The sequence below is a fragment of the Halorhabdus amylolytica genome (genome assembly GCF_004944975.1).
Taxonomy (GTDB): domain Archaea; phylum Halobacteriota; class Halobacteria; order Halobacteriales; family Haloarculaceae; genus Halorhabdus; species Halorhabdus amylolytica.
In genome coordinates this window covers 26,484-42,845 of record NZ_SPQG01000017.1, presented here as the reverse complement: position 1 = coordinate 42,845, position 16,362 = coordinate 26,484, and the positions used below count along the sequence as shown (strand labels likewise).

The 16,362-nt window shown below is 63.2% G+C and carries 17 protein-coding genes; 14 read left to right on the top strand and 3 right to left on the bottom strand.

The window, feature by feature from the left end:
* Window position 1: 1 nt before the first annotated feature.
* The 12 genes from E3374_RS15575 to E3374_RS15520 all read left to right on the top strand — a co-directional run bounded on the left by E3374_RS15575 (window position 2) and on the right by E3374_RS15520 (window position 10,333).
* Window positions 2-1,546, top strand: a complete 1,545-nt coding sequence (locus E3374_RS15575) for an ABC transporter permease (protein WP_169051882.1) — start codon at window positions 2-4, stop codon at window positions 1,544-1,546.
* Window positions 1,546-2,643, top strand: a complete 1,098-nt coding sequence (locus tag E3374_RS15570) for an ABC transporter ATP-binding protein (RefSeq protein ID WP_136689871.1) — start codon at window positions 1,546-1,548, stop codon at window positions 2,641-2,643. The genes E3374_RS15575 and E3374_RS15570 overlap by 1 nt, the downstream gene beginning before the upstream one ends.
* Entirely contained in the window at window positions 2,640-3,977 is a 1,338-nt protein-coding gene (locus E3374_RS15565; RefSeq protein WP_136689870.1) for an ABC transporter ATP-binding protein, read from the top strand. The genes E3374_RS15570 and E3374_RS15565 overlap by 4 nt, the downstream gene beginning before the upstream one ends.
* A complete protein-coding gene (locus E3374_RS15560; RefSeq protein WP_136689869.1) occupies window positions 3,937-4,374 on the top strand; it encodes a DUF7555 family protein in 438 nt (145 codons plus the stop codon). Before E3374_RS15565 ends, E3374_RS15560 begins: the two co-directional genes overlap by 41 nt.
* Before the next feature lie 53 nt (window positions 4,375-4,427).
* Entirely contained in the window at window positions 4,428-4,973 is a 546-nt protein-coding gene (locus E3374_RS15555; protein ID WP_136689868.1) for a DUF7529 family protein, read from the top strand.
* A gap of 95 nt (window positions 4,974-5,068) precedes the next feature.
* Window positions 5,069-6,043: an aldo/keto reductase gene (locus E3374_RS15550; protein WP_136689867.1), complete on the top strand. Its 975-nt coding sequence runs from the start codon at window positions 5,069-5,071 to the stop codon at window positions 6,041-6,043.
* A gap of 71 nt (window positions 6,044-6,114) precedes the next feature.
* The gene (locus E3374_RS15545) at window positions 6,115-6,390 is read left to right on the top strand and encodes a hypothetical protein (RefSeq protein WP_136689866.1); all 276 of its coding nucleotides are present in this window, start codon (window positions 6,115-6,117) and stop codon (window positions 6,388-6,390) included.
* A 178-nt stretch (window positions 6,391-6,568) separates the two neighbouring features.
* The gene (locus tag E3374_RS15540; RefSeq protein WP_136689865.1) at window positions 6,569-7,285 is read left to right on the top strand and encodes an ABC transporter ATP-binding protein; all 717 of its coding nucleotides are present in this window, start codon (window positions 6,569-6,571) and stop codon (window positions 7,283-7,285) included.
* Window positions 7,282-8,526, top strand: coding sequence for an ABC transporter permease (locus E3374_RS15535; protein WP_136689864.1), 1,245 nt, complete (start codon window positions 7,282-7,284; stop codon window positions 8,524-8,526). The genes E3374_RS15540 and E3374_RS15535 overlap by 4 nt, the downstream gene beginning before the upstream one ends.
* Before the next feature lie 90 nt (window positions 8,527-8,616).
* The gene (locus E3374_RS15530; protein ID WP_136689863.1) at window positions 8,617-9,177 is read left to right on the top strand and encodes a DUF1684 domain-containing protein; all 561 of its coding nucleotides are present in this window, start codon (window positions 8,617-8,619) and stop codon (window positions 9,175-9,177) included.
* 197 nt (window positions 9,178-9,374) lie between these two features.
* Window positions 9,375-9,713 carry a hypothetical protein gene (locus E3374_RS15525; protein ID WP_136689862.1) on the top strand — a complete coding sequence of 113 codons (339 nt, stop codon included), beginning with the start codon at window positions 9,375-9,377 and terminating at the stop codon, window positions 9,711-9,713.
* 119 nt (window positions 9,714-9,832) lie between these two features.
* Window positions 9,833-10,333 (top strand): DUF7510 family protein, encoded by a 501-nt coding sequence (locus E3374_RS15520; RefSeq protein ID WP_136689861.1) that lies wholly within the window; start codon window positions 9,833-9,835, stop codon window positions 10,331-10,333.
* A 56-nt stretch (window positions 10,334-10,389) separates the two neighbouring features.
* Here the strand turns inward: E3374_RS15520 and E3374_RS15515 are convergent, their stop codons facing one another.
* The 3 genes from E3374_RS15515 to E3374_RS15505 form a co-directional block, all read right to left on the bottom strand.
* Window positions 10,390-11,439: a glycosyltransferase family 4 protein gene (locus E3374_RS15515; RefSeq protein WP_169051881.1), complete on the bottom strand. Its 1,050-nt coding sequence runs from the start codon at window positions 11,437-11,439 to the stop codon at window positions 10,390-10,392.
* Window positions 11,440-11,515: 76 nt separating this feature from the next.
* On the bottom strand, window positions 11,516-12,523 hold the full coding sequence (locus E3374_RS15510; protein ID WP_136689860.1) for a sugar phosphate nucleotidyltransferase: 1,008 nt from the start codon (window positions 12,521-12,523) through the stop codon (window positions 11,516-11,518).
* A 147-nt stretch (window positions 12,524-12,670) separates the two neighbouring features.
* Window positions 12,671-14,320 carry a glutamate synthase-related protein gene (locus E3374_RS15505; protein ID WP_136689859.1) on the bottom strand — a complete coding sequence of 550 codons (1,650 nt, stop codon included), beginning with the start codon at window positions 14,318-14,320 and terminating at the stop codon, window positions 12,671-12,673.
* Between the two features lie 295 nt (window positions 14,321-14,615).
* On the opposite strand from E3374_RS15505, the gene E3374_RS15500 reads away from it, so the two are divergent.
* Window positions 14,616-14,783, top strand: a complete 168-nt coding sequence (locus tag E3374_RS15500) for a ferredoxin (protein ID WP_136689858.1) — start codon at window positions 14,616-14,618, stop codon at window positions 14,781-14,783.
* Between the two features lie 179 nt (window positions 14,784-14,962).
* Window positions 14,963-16,312 carry an FAD-dependent oxidoreductase gene (locus E3374_RS15495; protein WP_136689857.1) on the top strand — a complete coding sequence of 450 codons (1,350 nt, stop codon included), beginning with the start codon at window positions 14,963-14,965 and terminating at the stop codon, window positions 16,310-16,312.
* The last annotated feature ends 50 nt before the right edge of the window (window positions 16,313-16,362 follow it).

The window sequence follows — 16,362 nt, the reverse complement described above, 5'->3', positions numbered from 1 at the left end:
GATGTCGGATACCGACACGACCACGACGCGCGATGAATTGACCGGCTACGAGAACATCCCGGTGCGGACGCGGATCGCCGAGGCCCCCCGACCGTTCCTCGAGTGGGCCACCGTACTGATCGTCCTGATCGCTGTGGAGTTCGGCACGTACGCGTCGCTGACGATCGCGACGGTCGAACGGGCTTTCGTCGGCGTGACGGCGCTTTTCGATATCCTGTTAGGATTTATCTCCGAGGGGGCGGCCGAGGCGGTCGTCGATCTCCAGCAGGGCGTTTCGAAGTTCCTCGTCGGCGTCGCCGACGCGGCCGCCGCCCTCCCGACGCTGTTGAGCAGGGAGGTGATCCCGAACCAGGGACACAAACTCGGCCCGAACGGTCCCTGGCAGGGGACATTCATGGGGCTTGAACCCGCCGTAGCGTGGGGACTCCGCTTCACCCTCCTCGTCGTGTACGCCCTATTTCTCAGTTACTGGGTGTTCCGCGGCTGGCAGGTCTACCGCGAGCACTACCGGCAGGCCGACTGGACGCCGACCGACGACATGGTCGGGCGACTCCGGGGCCATCGTTGGGGACAATTCGGTATTCTCGTTCTCGTGCTGTACCTGACGATGGCTGTGTTCGGACCGGCACTCGGACCCACGACCGTCGAACAGAACATTCAGAGTTCCTACAGTTACGAGATCGAATACTACAACGGCGAAACGGGTGAAGTCGAGTCGATCCCCGTCGGCGACGCCAATTTCAACTCGAAGTCCAAGGGGGGTGGCGAGAACGTCGGGCCGATGTCATACGACAATTACGGGCGGTTCCATCCGTTCGGGACGCTCAACAACGGCCGTGATCTGTTCACGTTCCTCATGGGAGGGGCACGGATCACCTTGATCGTCTCCGGCATGGCCATCGGACTCGCCACGCTGATCGCGGCCGTTCTGTCGATGATCTCGGCGTATTACGCGGGGACCATCGATCTCACGGTTCTCACCGTCGCGGACGGGGTCGTCTCAGTGCCGAGATTGCTCCTTTTGATCATGGTGAGCGCCGTCTTCGCGAACCACTGGCTCGGGGGCATCATCGACGGCGGGTTCATCCTGGCGATGGTATTCGCGTTCACCACGTGGCCGTTCCTGTGGCGGGCGGTCCGCGGACCCGCGTTACAGGTCGCCCAGGAGGAGTGGGTCGACGCCGCCCGGAGTTTCGGCCAGCGACCCCGAACGATCATGCATAAACACATGCTCCCGTATATCGTCGGGTATCTACTGGTCTATGCGTCGATGTCGACGGGTGGGATCATCATCGGACTCTCGGCGCTGTCGTTCCTGGGCAACGGGCTGGGGATCAATCCGCCGACCCCGGCCTGGGGACGGGCCGTCTCGCTGGGACAGGACTACGTCTCGACGGCGTCCTGGCACATCTCGCTGATCTCCGGACTGATGATCGTCCTGCTGGTGACCGGTCTGAACGCGTTCGGTGACGGGATCCGTGACGCGATCGATCCCGAGACCGAAGGGACCGAAGGCGAGGAAGCCGCCGCAGGAGGCGGTGCCTGATGTCGGGCGAGCAGTTCGAACCCGACTTCTCGCGCCGCGAGGAGGAGCCGTTGCTGTCGGTCAGGAACCTGCAGACGGCCTTCTTCACTGACCGGGAAACAATCCGGGCAGTCGACGACGTGAGTTTCGACATCTACCGTGGCGAAACGGTCGGTATCGTCGGCGAATCCGGTTCGGGCAAGAGTGTCACTGCCCGGTCGATCATGGGACTGATCGAATCCCCGGGACGCGTCCTCGAGGGATCGTCGATCCGGTTCAAGGGCCAGGAACTGACCGACTACTCCGACGCCCAGTACCGGGAGATCCGAGGCAGCGGTATCGGGATGGTGTTCCAGGATCCCCAACAGTCGCTCAACCCGGTCTACACGGTCGGCAACCAGATCCGAGAGGCGTTACGGATCAATCGCGACATCACCGGCCAGGAAGCCGTCGAGGAGGCGACTGACCTCCTGGAATCGGTCGGTATCCCGGACGCGAAGCGTCGCCTCGACGAATATCCTCACGAGTTCTCGGGCGGGATGCGCCAGCGGGCCGTCATCGCGATGATGCTCGCCTGCGAGCCCGACCTGCTCATCGCGGACGAACCGACGACGGCCCTGGACGTGACCATTCAGGCCCAGATCCTCGACCTGTTGAAGGACATCCAGGAGGAACGTGACCTGGCGATCCTGTTTATCACCCACGATATGGGCGTCATCGCCGACATCTCCGATCGAGTGAACGTGATGTACGCGGGCCAGATCGTCGAGAAGGCCTCCGTCGAGAACATCTTCGAGCGCCCGGAACACCCCTATACGCGCGCCCTCATCGAATCGATTCCGGGCGAACACTCCCGGAAGGAAGGGCTCAACACCATCGACGGAGAGGTGCCGACCCCGCACGAACCGGCCGATCATTGCCGGTTCGCCCCGCGCTGTCCCGAAGCGTTCGGGGCCTGTTCGGAGGTGGCGCCGGTCCACGTCGATGTCGGCGAGACGATCGAACACACGGCTGCCTGTCTGCTCTACCCTGAAGCGATGACCGAAGCCGATCGCGTCGAGCACCATCGGGCGCGTGGGACGACCGGCGAATCCGAGACGGAGCGTGATACCAAATGAGCAAGGTATCCGGGCGGACGGAACGCGTGGCACAGGCCGGCGAGACGATGATCAAGGTCGAGAACCTCAAGAAGCATTACGGCGGCGGCGGAGTGTTCGCCCAGCCGTCAGTCAAGGCGGTCGACGGCGTGAATTTCTCGATCAAACGCGGTGAGACGCTCGGACTCGTCGGCGAATCGGGCTGCGGGAAGAGTACGCTGGGTCGGACACTGATACGGCTCGAGGAGGCGACCGAGGGAACGATATCCTTCGACGGGACGGACGTCACGACGCTTACCGGCGACGAACTGAAAGACTGGCGTCGGAACGCCCAGATGGTCTTCCAGGACCCGGAATCCAGCCTCAACGACCGGATGACGATCGGGGAGATCATCCGCGAACCGCTGGACGCCCACGACTGGAAGGACAAACAGGACCGTCAAGAACGGGCACTGGATCTGTTGACCGCTGTGGGTCTCCGGGAGGAGCACTACTACCGGTACCCCCACCAGTTCTCCGGGGGCCAGCGCCAGCGGGTCGGGATCGCCCGGGCGCTTGCCCTCGAACCGGAGTTCATTGTCCTCGACGAACCGGTCTCCGCGCTGGACGTCAGCGTCCAGGCGAAGATCATCACGCTACTGGAGGACTTACAGGAGGAGTTCGACCTCACGTATCTCTTTATCGCCCACGATCTCTCTGTTGTCAGACATATATGCGATCGCGTCGCAGTCATGTACCTCGGGAAGATCATGGAGATCGGTGAGACCGAAGAGCTGTACGAGAACGCACACAATCCCTACACGCGGTCGCTGCTGTCGGCGATCCCCCATCCCGATCCGTCGTCGTCGTCCCACCGGATCACCCTGCCGGGAACCCCCCCGAGCCCGCGGGATCCGCCGACAGGCTGTCAGTTCTCGACGCGCTGTCCGGCCAAAATCCGGCCCGAGGAGTACGCCCACGTCGAGCACGAGGTCTGGGACGCGATCGAACGCTATCGGGAGGTCGTCCGCGAGCGGTCACGGATGAGTCTCGGGACCTTCGACCGCCTCAAACGGAGTGTCGGTCGCTTCTCGGCGTACGACGACATCGACGAGACCGTGGCGGACCTCTTCGACGATCTCGACGTCCCCGCAGACATCCGCGAACACGTCGAGACTGCCGCGGAACTGGTCAAGGACGGCCGGCCGGAGGACGCGCGCAGTCACCTCATCGATGAGTTCAACGGCGTCTGTGACATGCAACGTCCGGAACTCCACCAGGTCGCCAACGGGGGCCACCTGAGTTACTGCCACCGGCACACCGACGAGTACGAGGATGTCGATCCCGTCATCACCCGACGAACTCGTGACACGTAACGCGCTCCGGTTCGTCGAGTTCGTCTACTGGGTCCTGACCGCCTCGGGCGGGATCGTTCTCGCGCTCGCGGTTCCCGCCTTTGCCGTCGGCGACGGACTCCTATCGCTGAAGTACGCACTGTTCGTTGTCGGGTTTCTCCTCTTTGGCGTCGGGAGCTTCGCGATCCAACCGTCGCCGCGGGGTCGTGGGCCGCTCTCACGGCTGTTCTCGTTGAGTGTCGACGGAACGTCCCAGTTCGGCTTCGAACGCCGCATCCAGCAGGTCCCCCCGCTCGACGGCGAGTCGCTCCCGGTCGCGGATCGCGTGAGCCGCGACGTGAAGGTGTTCGTCGCCAGCCTGGTCCTGTTGGGGGTGTCGTTCGTTCTCGAAGTCGGATTCGACGTCGCTGTCGGGTGAGTGCGCCTTCTCCGATGGGCACTGCTTAATTGCGTGGGTCCACATCACCGATCATGGTCAGACTTGGCCCGGATGACGTGACTCTCGACGATGGCGAGCGGTTGCTCGCGACCAGCGAAACGGCTCACAGTGGGTGGGAACAGACCCTGACGGACGTAGAGGCGATGGCGAGAGACCGCGCCGACTCCGGGTTCGAGACGGTGATACTCACGTCCGACAACACCACGCCGAAACCACCGGAAACCGGCGAAACGGACGAGTGGGGGCTCGTATATATCGTGGCGAGCAACCAGGCCCAGGAGTTTCTGACGGTGTCCGACCGTGCCGAGTTCGACGACACGATCGTCTACCAGGCGAGTAGTGCCGGCCACGTGTTCGTCGTCACCGAGTGTCTCGACACGGAGCGAAACCTCGCCCTGTTCGTGGCGGGAACATACAGCATGCAAAACGCCTCGGCGCTGGTCGAGGCTGCCGTCGAACGCGAGAAGATGTACACCCACCTCAAGAAACTCGACGGGACGCTGCTGGGAACTATCGAACACGACGACGCCGAGCAGTTCTTCCCCGACCCGGAACGGTTCTACGCCGACGACCGCTGAACGCTCCCGCCGGACGGGGGACAACGGCGAGAAAATTTGAAGATATATTCGCACACACATAATGATTTAGGGACTGGCTTACGAACCGGGTGTGTATGGAGTACACGACACTCGGTTCGACCGGGATGGAGGTCAGTCAGCTCTGTCTCGGGGCCATGAGCTTCGGCAGCGAGGAGCCCTGGATGCTCGACAAAGAGGAGTCCCGCGAGATCGTCGAGCGGGCGATCGAGCTGGGCGTGAACTTCTTCGATACGGCCAACGCCTACTCCGACGGCGAGAGCGAGGAGATCTTAGGCGACGTGCTGTCGGAGTACGACCGCGACGAGCAGGTCGTCGCGACGAAAGTCCGTTTCCCCGCCGGCGAGGACACACCCAACGCATCCGGGCTCTCCCGGAAGACCATCCAGCAGGAACTCGACGATTCACTGGAACGGCTGGGCATGGAGACGATCGACCTCTACCAGACCCACCGGGTGGATCCGAACACGCCGCCGGAGACGACGCTTCGTGCGCTCGAAGACGCGGTCCGGCAGGGGAAGGTCCGCCACGTCGGGACCTCCTCGATGTGGGCCCACCAGCTGGCCGAGCGCCTCCGTGTGAGCGAACGCGAGGACCTCGTCAGTTACGAGACGATGCAGAATCACTACCACCTGGCTTACCGCGAGGAAGAACGGGAGATGCTCCCGCTGACCGAAAAGGAGAACATGGGTGTGATCCCGTGGGGAGCGCTGGGCCAGGGTTTCCTGACCCGCCCCATCGACGAACTCGAAGCGACCGAACGAGGCGACCCCGAGAACTTCCACAACCCCACCGACGAGTACACCCGCGGCGGCGGCCGGGAGATCAACGAACGCGTCCAGGAACTGGCAGCGGATTACGGCGTGACGATGGCCCAGATCGCACTCGCCTGGCAGTATCAAAACGAGTACGTCACCGCGCCGATCGTCGGCACGACGAGCGTCGAACACCTGGAGGAAGCCGTCGAGGCGATGGAGATCGATCTCTCGGAATCGGACGTCGAGTACCTCGAAGAACCCTACGAACCCCAGCCGATCGTCGGTCACGAGTGATGACGGTCGGCACTCACTGACGACCGCCGCCGGCCCGGAGCGTTGAAGGGGCGGTCCGATCTAGTTCTCGCGTGGACCGCTCTCGACTCGAAACGCGGCTGGTCGAGCGCTTCGACGCTGACCCCGCCGTCGCCCACGTCGTCGCCAGAGCAGCCGGCGACCTCGTCGACTCGGGGAGCTATCCGACGGATGTCGACGCGTCGCTGACCGTCGAGGTCGTCATCGCGAACCTCGCGGACGCGCCCGACGGAACCGACCTCGCCGGGCGCTGGAACTGGTGGATGGGGGCACTGGAGCTCTCTCACGGCGGCTACGATCGGTTTTGTGTCCGACCGGACGCCGTCTGATCCGTGCGTGGCTGACACGACGATCGATTCCGGACGCCGTCTGATCCGTGCATGACTGACCAAGGGGGATCGGCCCGACAGGCTATCGGGGTTCCCGGAAGGGCGTCCGCGACGGCGGTGATTTCCGCGGAGATCGTAACCATCAATTGATAGCCCGAAGACGACCGACAGTACAACTATGGGTGTACGGGCGGTGCAGGTCGCTGACCTGCGAAAGCGATACGGTGACGTACAGGCCCTCCGCGGCGTCTCCTTCGACGTCGAACCCGGCGAGATCTACGGACTCGTCGGCCCGAACGGCGCGGGCAAGACGACGACCCTCCGGACGCTCTCGACTCTGTTGACCGTCGGCGACGGCGACGTCGACGTCTTCGGCGCCGACGTCAGGAGCCAGCCGAACGAGGTTCGCAAGCGAATCCGATACCTGCCGGAGGACGCCGGTGCCTACGACAACCTCACCGGCCGGCAGTATCTGGAGTTCATCGCGGACTTCTATGGCGACGACCCCGACGCACTCGTCGAACGCGGGATCGAGATCGCCGACCTGGGCGAGCGGATCGACAGCAAGACCAGCGAGTACTCCAAGGGGATGACCCGCAAGCTCCTGCTTGCGAGTACGATCATGACCGAGCCCGATCTCGCAATCTTGGATGAACCGACCTCGGGGCTGGACGTCGAGAACGCCCGGACGATCCGGGACATCGTCAAGGAGTTCCCCGGCACGAACCGGAGTGTCCTGCTGTCTTCCCACAACATGCTCGAAGTCGAGTTCCTCTGTGACCGGATCGGGTTGCTCAACGAGGGAGAAATCGTCGCCGAGGGGGCGCCGGCGGACCTGATTGCCGAGTACGGCGTCGAGAACTTAGAGGAGGTCTTCTTGGAGGCGGTCGTATGAATCACTTCTGGCGTCTTCTCTGGAAGGAGACCCGGGAGTTGCTCCGGCCCCGCTACCTCCTACCGATCCTGATGATCCCGATCATCTTCCTCGCGCTGGGTCAGGGGATGGGCGGCATCGACGACGCAGCCAGCGGCCAGCCGACGATCGGTATCATCAACGAGGACGGCGGCGAGTACGGCGAACTCGTCAACGACACCCTCTCGCGGAACGCTTCGGTCGTCTACTACGCCGAGTCCGGGGACCCCGCGAGCGCCATCGAGACGGTTTCCGAGCGAGGAGGCGACGCACTACTCGTCATCCCCGAGGGCTTCACCGAACGCATCCGCGATCGGACGGCCGGTAGCGTCGGCGTCCACTCGGTCGTGCGCTCGCTGTCCCTCTCGGGGATCACCTCCTCGGCGCAGATCGACGGACAGATCCAGCGGGCTGGCACCGTCCTGACACTGAACGTCACCGGGACGACGCCGGCGATGCTCGACCCCATCCGGCCGGCGTACACGACCTACATCGAGGAACGAACCGTCGAGACCTCCCCCGGCGCACTCTCGGGATCGTTCGCCACGCAGTTCATCTTCATCCCCGTGGTGATCATGTTCGTGATCATCTTCTCCGGCCAGATGGTGATCAACTCGATGGGCGCCGAAAAGGAGAACAAGACTCTCGAAACCCTGTTGACGATGCCGGTCAAGCGCTCGACAATCGTCGCCGCGAAGCTGATCGGCAGCGCCTCGATCGGGTTGCTCGGCGCGGCGCTATACACCATCTCGATCTACTACTACCAATCTTCGTTCACTGACGGCGGGGCGAGTGCGGCCCTGTCGCTTGGCATTTGGGACTACGCGATCGTGGGCGTCTCGCTGTTCCTCTCACTGGTCGGCGTCCTGGCCTTCGCGCTGGTGTTGGGCGTTTTCGCCGACGACCGCCAGGGTGCGCAGATGCTGCTGTTCCCGATCTCCATTCTGGCGATCGTGCCCATGTTCGCGACGATGTTTACGGACGTCGCACGGCTGTCGCTGCCGATCCGGGCTGTCCTGCTTGCAATCCCTTTCACCCACCCCGCGATCGCACCCAAGCGACTACTGTTGAACGACACGATGATGGTGTTCGGCGGGATTGTCTACCAGGCGATCTTCGCCGCGGCCATGATCTGGCTGGCAATCCGCGTGTTCAATTCCGACCGGCTCGTCACGGGCAGTTCCGGCCAGCTGGGTCGGCTATTGAGCCGCCTACAGAGCTGATCGACCGACTACGTCGGTCCACGATCGTTCCGACCGGTTTTGACTATTCTACGCAATACCGTTATGTATCCGCGCTCCCTACGTCCGACGATGACCGACGAGGAATACGTCGAGCGGATCCGACAGCAACGCGAGGAGAAGAAGACGTACTTCGCCGAGCATCCGCGTTCACCGTTTCCCCAACACGCGGACTTCGCAGGACTGGAGTACTTCGAGATCGATCCCGATTACCGGTACGAACGCTCGCTGTCCGAGCACGACGAGAAGGAGCAGATAACGGTCGAGACGACCGCGGACGGATCTCAGGAGTACGTCCGCCGGGGCGAGTTCGATTTCGAGATTGACGGCGAGAGCGTGACCCTGCAGGCGTACGAGCCGGCGTCGGGCGAGGATCGCCTGTGGGTCCCTTTCCGCGACGAAACCAACGGCGAGAAGACATACGGAGCCGGTCGATACATCGACCTCGAACCCGATCATCACAGGACTGCGGACGGCACGTGGATTCTGGATTTCAACCTGGCGTACAATCCGACGTGTGCGTACAACGAGGCCTACGAGTGCCCATTGATCCCGATGGAGAACTGGCTGGACGTGCGGGTCGAGGCCGGTGAGAAGGAGTATCCCGGGGAACCGATCGGACACGAACACTGATCGGGCACACCCGGACGTTCGCATTCGGGCCGTTCGGGCGCCGAGAAGCCCTTTGATACGGATTATTGTCGTGATGTACCGGTATCCGTCGACCCCCGGGTCGGCGTCAGCCGGAAATAATCGACAGTAATCCGTACGAGTGTGAGTGTGCCACTACAGGGCATGGACATTTTGAGTGGGGGATCCCCACTGTGGGCATGGACATCGACCGTGCCGACATCGCAATGTTCGTCTACAATACGGCGGCCGTGATGTCCGGGGGGTACCTGGCGATCACGATCGGCATCGAGGACATGCTACCCATGCTCCCGGTCGCGGTCGGCCTCGGGTTCGTATGGACGGTTTACTATCACGTGAGTATGGTGTCGTTGCTCGAAGACATCCGGGACGGCGAGCTCGTCCCGAACGACGAGCCAGAACCAGGTGCCGACCCGGACGGGGTACGGGATCCCGGCGACGAGAAGACAAAACGCAGTGACGAGACGGGATTCGACGACGGACATCGAGGTGTCGAACCACCCTGGAGCCGGGACTAACGGCTCATCCTGGCAAGCGTCTTCGTAAAGAGAACTGGACGGACCGGGCCGACTGACGCTACCCCGACGAGGGGACCCTCGTCAGAACGCTTAAGTTCGGACTCGACGGAAAAGGATACATGACTTCGCCCCTGGCCGGGGAGAACGACGACACCGTCAGTGTCACTGTCGAAATCGAAGACGGGCGAACGGTCGTCGTCGTCGACGGCACCCAGGACGCGGCCGTCGTCGTCGAGTCCGCATCCGGCGAACGCGTCTATCTGCCGCCCGAAGCGGCGAGAAGCGACATCGACCTGCGATCGACCGAACACGACGACAGCCCATACGAAGGGATACCCAACGACAGCCCATACGAAGGGATCCAGGACGACAGCCCTTACGAGGGGATTCCCAACGACAGCCCTTACGAAGGGGTTCCCAACGACAGCCCTTACAAGGGGATCCAAGACGACAGCCCTTACGAGGGGATCCAAGACGACAGCCCATACGAGGGGATCCGGGACGACAGCCCCTACGAGTCTGGCCCCACGCCGGAGACTTCCTCCGGCGTCGTTCCGATCGAAAACGGATTCCGCGTCGTCCATCCCGAACCTGCGAGTGACGTCCGTTTCCTGCGTTGACCTCTGGCGTCGTGATTTCTGGGGGATCGTTCGGCAGTACGCCGGAAAGAACCGTCTCAGGCGTCGAGGATCGCCCGATAGAATTCGACGTGTTCGTCGGCAACAGTTTTCCAGGATCGTGCCTCGTATTCGGGGAGCGGGCCGGCATCGAGCGAGCGCCTGATGCCCTTCGCGATCGACCGCGAGTCAGGTTCGACCTCGACGATACAGCCTGCGGGCAGGATCTCGGCCGCCCCGGACTCACAGGCGACGACTCGCGTGCCGGTAGACAGTGCCTCGACAATCGTGATGCCGAACGGCTCCGACAGCGACGGCGAGACGAACACGTCGGCACTGGCATAATAATCGCCTAGTTCCGACTCCGGGACGTACCCGACGAACTCGACCATGTCCTCGACCCCCAGTATGTCGACGAATCGCTTCAGGCGCTCGGTCAAGTGACCGGTTCCGCCGACCACGAGTGTGACTTCGTCGGGATCGAGTCGATCCATGGCGTAGACGAGGTGTTCGATCCCCTTCTGGTGGGTGTGCCGACCGACGAAAAACAGCATGTCCCCCTCGATTCCCAGCTCCCCGGCGACGTCACGGCCGGTCGTCTCGACCGATGAGAAGCCGTTGTAGATCACTCGCGCGTCGCCGCCGTAGTGCTCGCGGACGGCCCGACGGGTGACCTCACTCACCGCGATCAGGTGGTCGGCCCGATCGACGACCCGCTGTTCGGTCTGTATCTCGCGATCCGGCGGGAGACGGTTGCGATCGGTCGTCAGCGAGTGGAATGTCGTCACCCATTCGACGTCGTGGGTGTCTTGTGCCTGCGACCCGGGGCCGTAGCCGAACCAGTCGTGAGTGTGGACGACGTCGGCGTCGGCAGCGAACTCGACGAACTCCTCTGACAGACGATCGATCCGTTCAGCGACCGTTCCCTCTCCCGTCGGGACGCCGTGGATTCCCTCGCGATCCGGCGCATACTCGGCCGGCAAAACCAGCTCGATCTCGATGTCCTTACGAGAATCGAACTGTTCGAACAACTCCCCGACAGCCGTGTCGAGCCCGCCGCTCACGTTTGGCGGGAACCCCCACCCGAGCATCAGCACCTTCGGTACCATTCGTTGTCTGTGATTGCAGTGGGTCGTACTTCACTGTTCGCTCCGACGGGACGACACCATCCCAACTCCGGCTGGATCATTCGGAGTCGCGGTACTGGTCCCACACCCAGGGATCCGGCGGCGTCTGGGTGAGCGAAGTATGAGCGCCGATCTGTGCGTTCGAGAGACTGACGTCCTCGAGTTCAGTCTCCTGGTCGATGAGTGATGAGAAGATCCGACAGCGATCGAGCGTCGCGTCCGGGAAGACGACCGACCGTTCGACCTTCGAATCGACAACTGTCGCGCCCGCCATGACGTGGACGTTCTCCCCCAGGTCCGAATCCTCGACCGTCGACTCGGGATGGATGAGCGTCCCGCCATCGAGGTACCACGACACGGCGTCGAGATAGCCATCCGGCGTGCCGATGTCGAACCAGGCACCTTCGAAGGGGAAGGCATACACTGGCTCGCGGTCGATGAGCCACTGGATGAACCAGCCGGGCTCGTCCGGGTTGTTCTCCCCCGAGAGGTACGTATCGAAAAGCCCGATCGTCTCCGCAGGGAACGCATAACACGCGATCGAAACGAGCGTGCTTGCGGGATCGGCGGGCTTCTCCTGGAACTCGACGACCCGGTCGTCCTCGATGTCGATCACGCCGTACTGGGTTGCACTCTCCAGATCGCCGACGTCGTAGGCGGCGATCGTCGATCCGTCGTTGGACTCGAAGGCGTCGATGAACGACGAGAGGTCGAAACTGATCAGGTTGTCCCCGGCGATCACCAGCGTGTCACTGTCGATCCCCTCCCGCTCGACGAGTTCACCCAGCGCCCCGACGACGCCGAACTTCTCGTCCTCGTCGCGAGCCTCCTCGACCGAGACCGTCGGCTTCTCGAAAGGCGAATCCGCGAGGTGATCACGGAACTCCCCGGCGAACTCCCGGTTGGTCGAGACGTAGACATCATCGATCCGGTCGTCGTCTTCGAGTTCGCGAAATATCCGGTCGATCACCGTCGTATCGCCGATCGGCAGGAACATCTTCGGTCGATTGCGCGTGATCGGCCACAGGCGCGTCGCAAAGCCACCGGCGAGGACAATAGCGTCCATGCGGAGCGGTAGCACATCAGTCCACTTTGGTGTGTCGGTCGGGACAAAACGAGTCAGACACATCGAGTCCCGAAAACGAGTCCGACGACACCACAGAACGATAATCGATCGGCCACAGCGGGGATCCCCAGTCGTCGACCGCCAGGGTCAGTTCGCGTCTTCGAGCAGCGCCCTGGCTTCCTCGTCGTAGGCCTCGGTCAACAGCGGTAGCCCGGTCACGCGAGCGGTCTCCTCGTTCTCGGCCATCAGATCCGAGCGCTCGATGGCGTCGATGTTGAACTTGCGGGCGCCGGCCATGAGCTGTTTGAGGCCGGCGCCGAGCTTGTCGGTGAGGTTCCACAGCGCGACCGCACCGTAGGGGATGTCCTCGACGTCACGCTCCTCGAGCGTTTCCTGGACTGCCTGCCATCCCGCGAAGATCTCCTCGGGCGTGTCGCCGTACTCGGTGACCGTCGGCGGGAGTTCCTCCCAGTTGCCGTTGATCTCCTCGCGGCGCTCGGGTTCGAGGGCCCCCTCGACGTTCGTCCCGACGAACCCGGGGATCATCAGCGCCCGGCCCATGCAGACGAGTTTGACGTATGGCGAGCCCAGCGCGAGCGTCTTGAAGATCTGATCCTCGGTGGCGATCCCGCCCGCGAAGGCCAGGTCGGGGACGGTCATGCCCTGTTCGTCCATCAACTCGGCATATTCGAGCGCTTTCGAGTGAATGTGGACCGACGGCGTCCCCCACTCCTGCATCATGTTCCAGGGCGACATGCCGGTCCCCCCGCCCGCGCCGTCGATGGTGAGCAGGTCCAGGCCGGCTTTCGAGGCACATCGCATCGCCAGCGCGAGGTCCTGGTTGGAGTAGGCGCCGGTCTTGAGCGTGATACGCTCGAAGCCGAGTTCCCGAAGGTACTGTACAGTCTCCAGAAAGCTCTCCTCGACGTCCTCGGGTTCGGGCGCGTCGGTTGCGCCCAGTCGGCTGTGTCGGGCAAAGCTGTCGATAGTCCCGGTCTCGTAGGCGTCCTGGACGGCCTCGTCGTGGGGGTCGGGGTCGACGACGTAGCCGCGATCGGCGAGGAACTTCGCGTATTCGATGGAATCGACCTGAATCTCCCCACCGATGTCTTTCGCGCCCTGGCCCCACTTGAGTTCGATGATGACGTCGTTGCCGTGCTCTTCGGCGACGTACTCGGCGACGCCGTTGCGCTGGTCCTCGACGTTCATCTGGACGATGATCGCGCCGTACTCGTCGTCGGCGTACGCCTGGTAGGTCTCGATCCGTCGGTCGAGTTCCGGCGCGTCGACGACCCGACCACCTTCCATCGTCGACTCCTGATCGACGGCAACGACGTTCTCGCCGATCACGATCGGGAATCCGCGGAGTGCGGCCCCCACGGCGAAGGACTCCCAGTACTTCTCGGCGATGAACGTCGATCCGAGCGCGCCCGTCATCAGCGGGAGCTTGCACTTCGTGGTGGTGTCAGCGCCGAACTCCGTTTCGAGGTCGACGTTCGTATAGAGCGCGTCGTCGGGATCGGCCGAAACGTCCTCGGGGAGTCCTTCGGCACCATGGGCATACCCCTGAATTCGCATCGACTCGTAGCTAACACCCTCGGCGGTCTTGTTGCGAGCCCCTGCAGTGATATCGCCGTACCGTCGAGGATACAACATCTCCCGCCCGCGGAGTGAGGACAGCCAGGTCTCGCACTTGCCGACGCAATCCGACGTGCACAACGTACACAGACCAGACTCGGCGGGGTCGCCGCGGTTGGTCGTATCCAGGACGTCGTCGCGTGACTCGTATTCCTGCATATATTGCCGGTTATTAACCTTCCTTCTTAAAAGAACCGGTTCTTGCTTCCCCTTTCCCGGAGATATAGCTGTGAAATTGGACGTTCGAACACAGTGTTAGTTATTAACGTGGGGTAGTAACTCATATCCGCAAAGACGAGCAGACCTCGGCGTTTTCGTCTCTGATCTCTCGATGAATGTTCGGTAGGCGGGCGTCAATATGATCCTTCCCGGATGTTCACTCCCGTTTCCAGCGCGTGGGAACACCCGCTCGAACTAAACTGGCGGGTGAATAACGTACGAACGGAGTGATACGATGGTAGAAGTAGACCAGAACCTCTGTACGGGCTGTGAGATCTGCGCGAACGTCGCGCCGGAAACGTTCGAGATGGACGGCGGGTTCGCCAAAGCCATCAGCGACGAAGTGACGCCGGAGGCCGAACAGGCCGAACAGCAGTGCCCGGTCGACGCAATTTCACTGTAGGCCGTCCGGTTTTTCGACGGGGTTTTGCGCCGTTCGGTAGGGGAACATCGACAGTCTATCGAATACTGGCCCGCCAGTCCCGGGTGATCGGTGCCGCTTCGAGGTCAGTGAAAGATTCCGTCCATCGGGATTGTATTTTTCCCACAATACTTTAGCGAAGCAGGGACGAAGTCCCACCCATGGCAGAGACGTTTCTGGTCGTCGGTGGCGACGCCGCCGGGATGAGCGCGGCGAGCAAGGCCAAACGGGACGACCCCGATCGGGAGGTCGTCGTGCTGGAACGCGGCGAGTGGGTCTCCTACGGGGCCTGTGGACTCCCCTATTACGTCAAGAGCGAGATCGACGACCTGGACGATCTCGTCGCGATCCCGGCCGAGCGCTTCCGGGAGGAGCGTGACATCGACCTCCGGACCGGCCACGAGGCGACCGCGATCGACCCGGATACCCGGACGGTGACCGTCGAGACGGACGAGAGGACCGACACCCAGTCCTACGACGAACTGTTGCTCGCCACGGGTGCACGCGCCGTCGCACCGCCGATCGATGGTCTCGACCGCGACGGTGTGTTTACCCTCCAGACGATGGAGGCAGGCCGGGAGCTGAAAGAGTACGTCGATGCCCCAGCGGGGGATACTGTCGGGATCATCGGCGGCGGTTACGTCGGGATCGAACTGGCAGAGGCCTTCCGGGGCCGGGACCTCGACGTGGAACTGTTCGAGATGCGCTCGCACGTCCTGGAGCCGTTCGGATCGGAGGTCGGCGAGACGGTCGCGGATGAACTCCGGGATAACGGCGTCGCCGTCCACACTGACACTCGGGTCGAACGCGTCGCCGGCGAAGATCACGTCACGGCCGTAATCACGCCGGACGGCGAGCATGCGGTCGATGCCGTCCTCGTGGCGGCCGGCGTACAACCGCGTGTCGAACTCGCCGAGTCGGCCGGGATCGACCTCGGCCCGACGGGAGCGATCGCCACCGACGAGTACGGGCAAACGAACGTCGAGAGCGTCTACGCCGCGGGCGACTGCGCGGAGATGACCCACGCCGTCACCGGCCAGCCGGCCCACGTTCCGCTCGCGTTGACGGCCAACCGTGCCGGTCGCGCCGTCGGTGCCACGGTCGGCGGCGATCCCACACCGGTCGGCGAGATCGCCGGCACGGCCGTCCTGAAGGCCTTTGACCTCGAAGTCGCTCGGACCGGCCTGCTCGAAAACGAACAACTGCGCGAGGCCGGGTTCGATCCCGTCTCGGTGTCGATCACCGCGGCCTCGCGGGCCCACTACTACCCGGGCGGGTCGGAGATCGAGATCACACTCGTCGGGGACGCCGACTCGGGGGCCGTCCTCGGCGCGAGCATGGTCGGCGAGGAAGGCGTCGCCAAGCGGATCGACACAGTCGCGGCTGCCATCCAGGGGAAGATGAGCGTCACTGACCTCGAGTACCTGGATCTCTCGTACGCCCCGCCGTTCGGGCCGACGTGGGACCCCGTGCTCACGGCGGCGAAAGTACTCGGTAGCAAGTTGTCGTGACTGGTCAAGGGGACCGACATCCCAAAGAGGCCGACAGTCACCTGGCGATG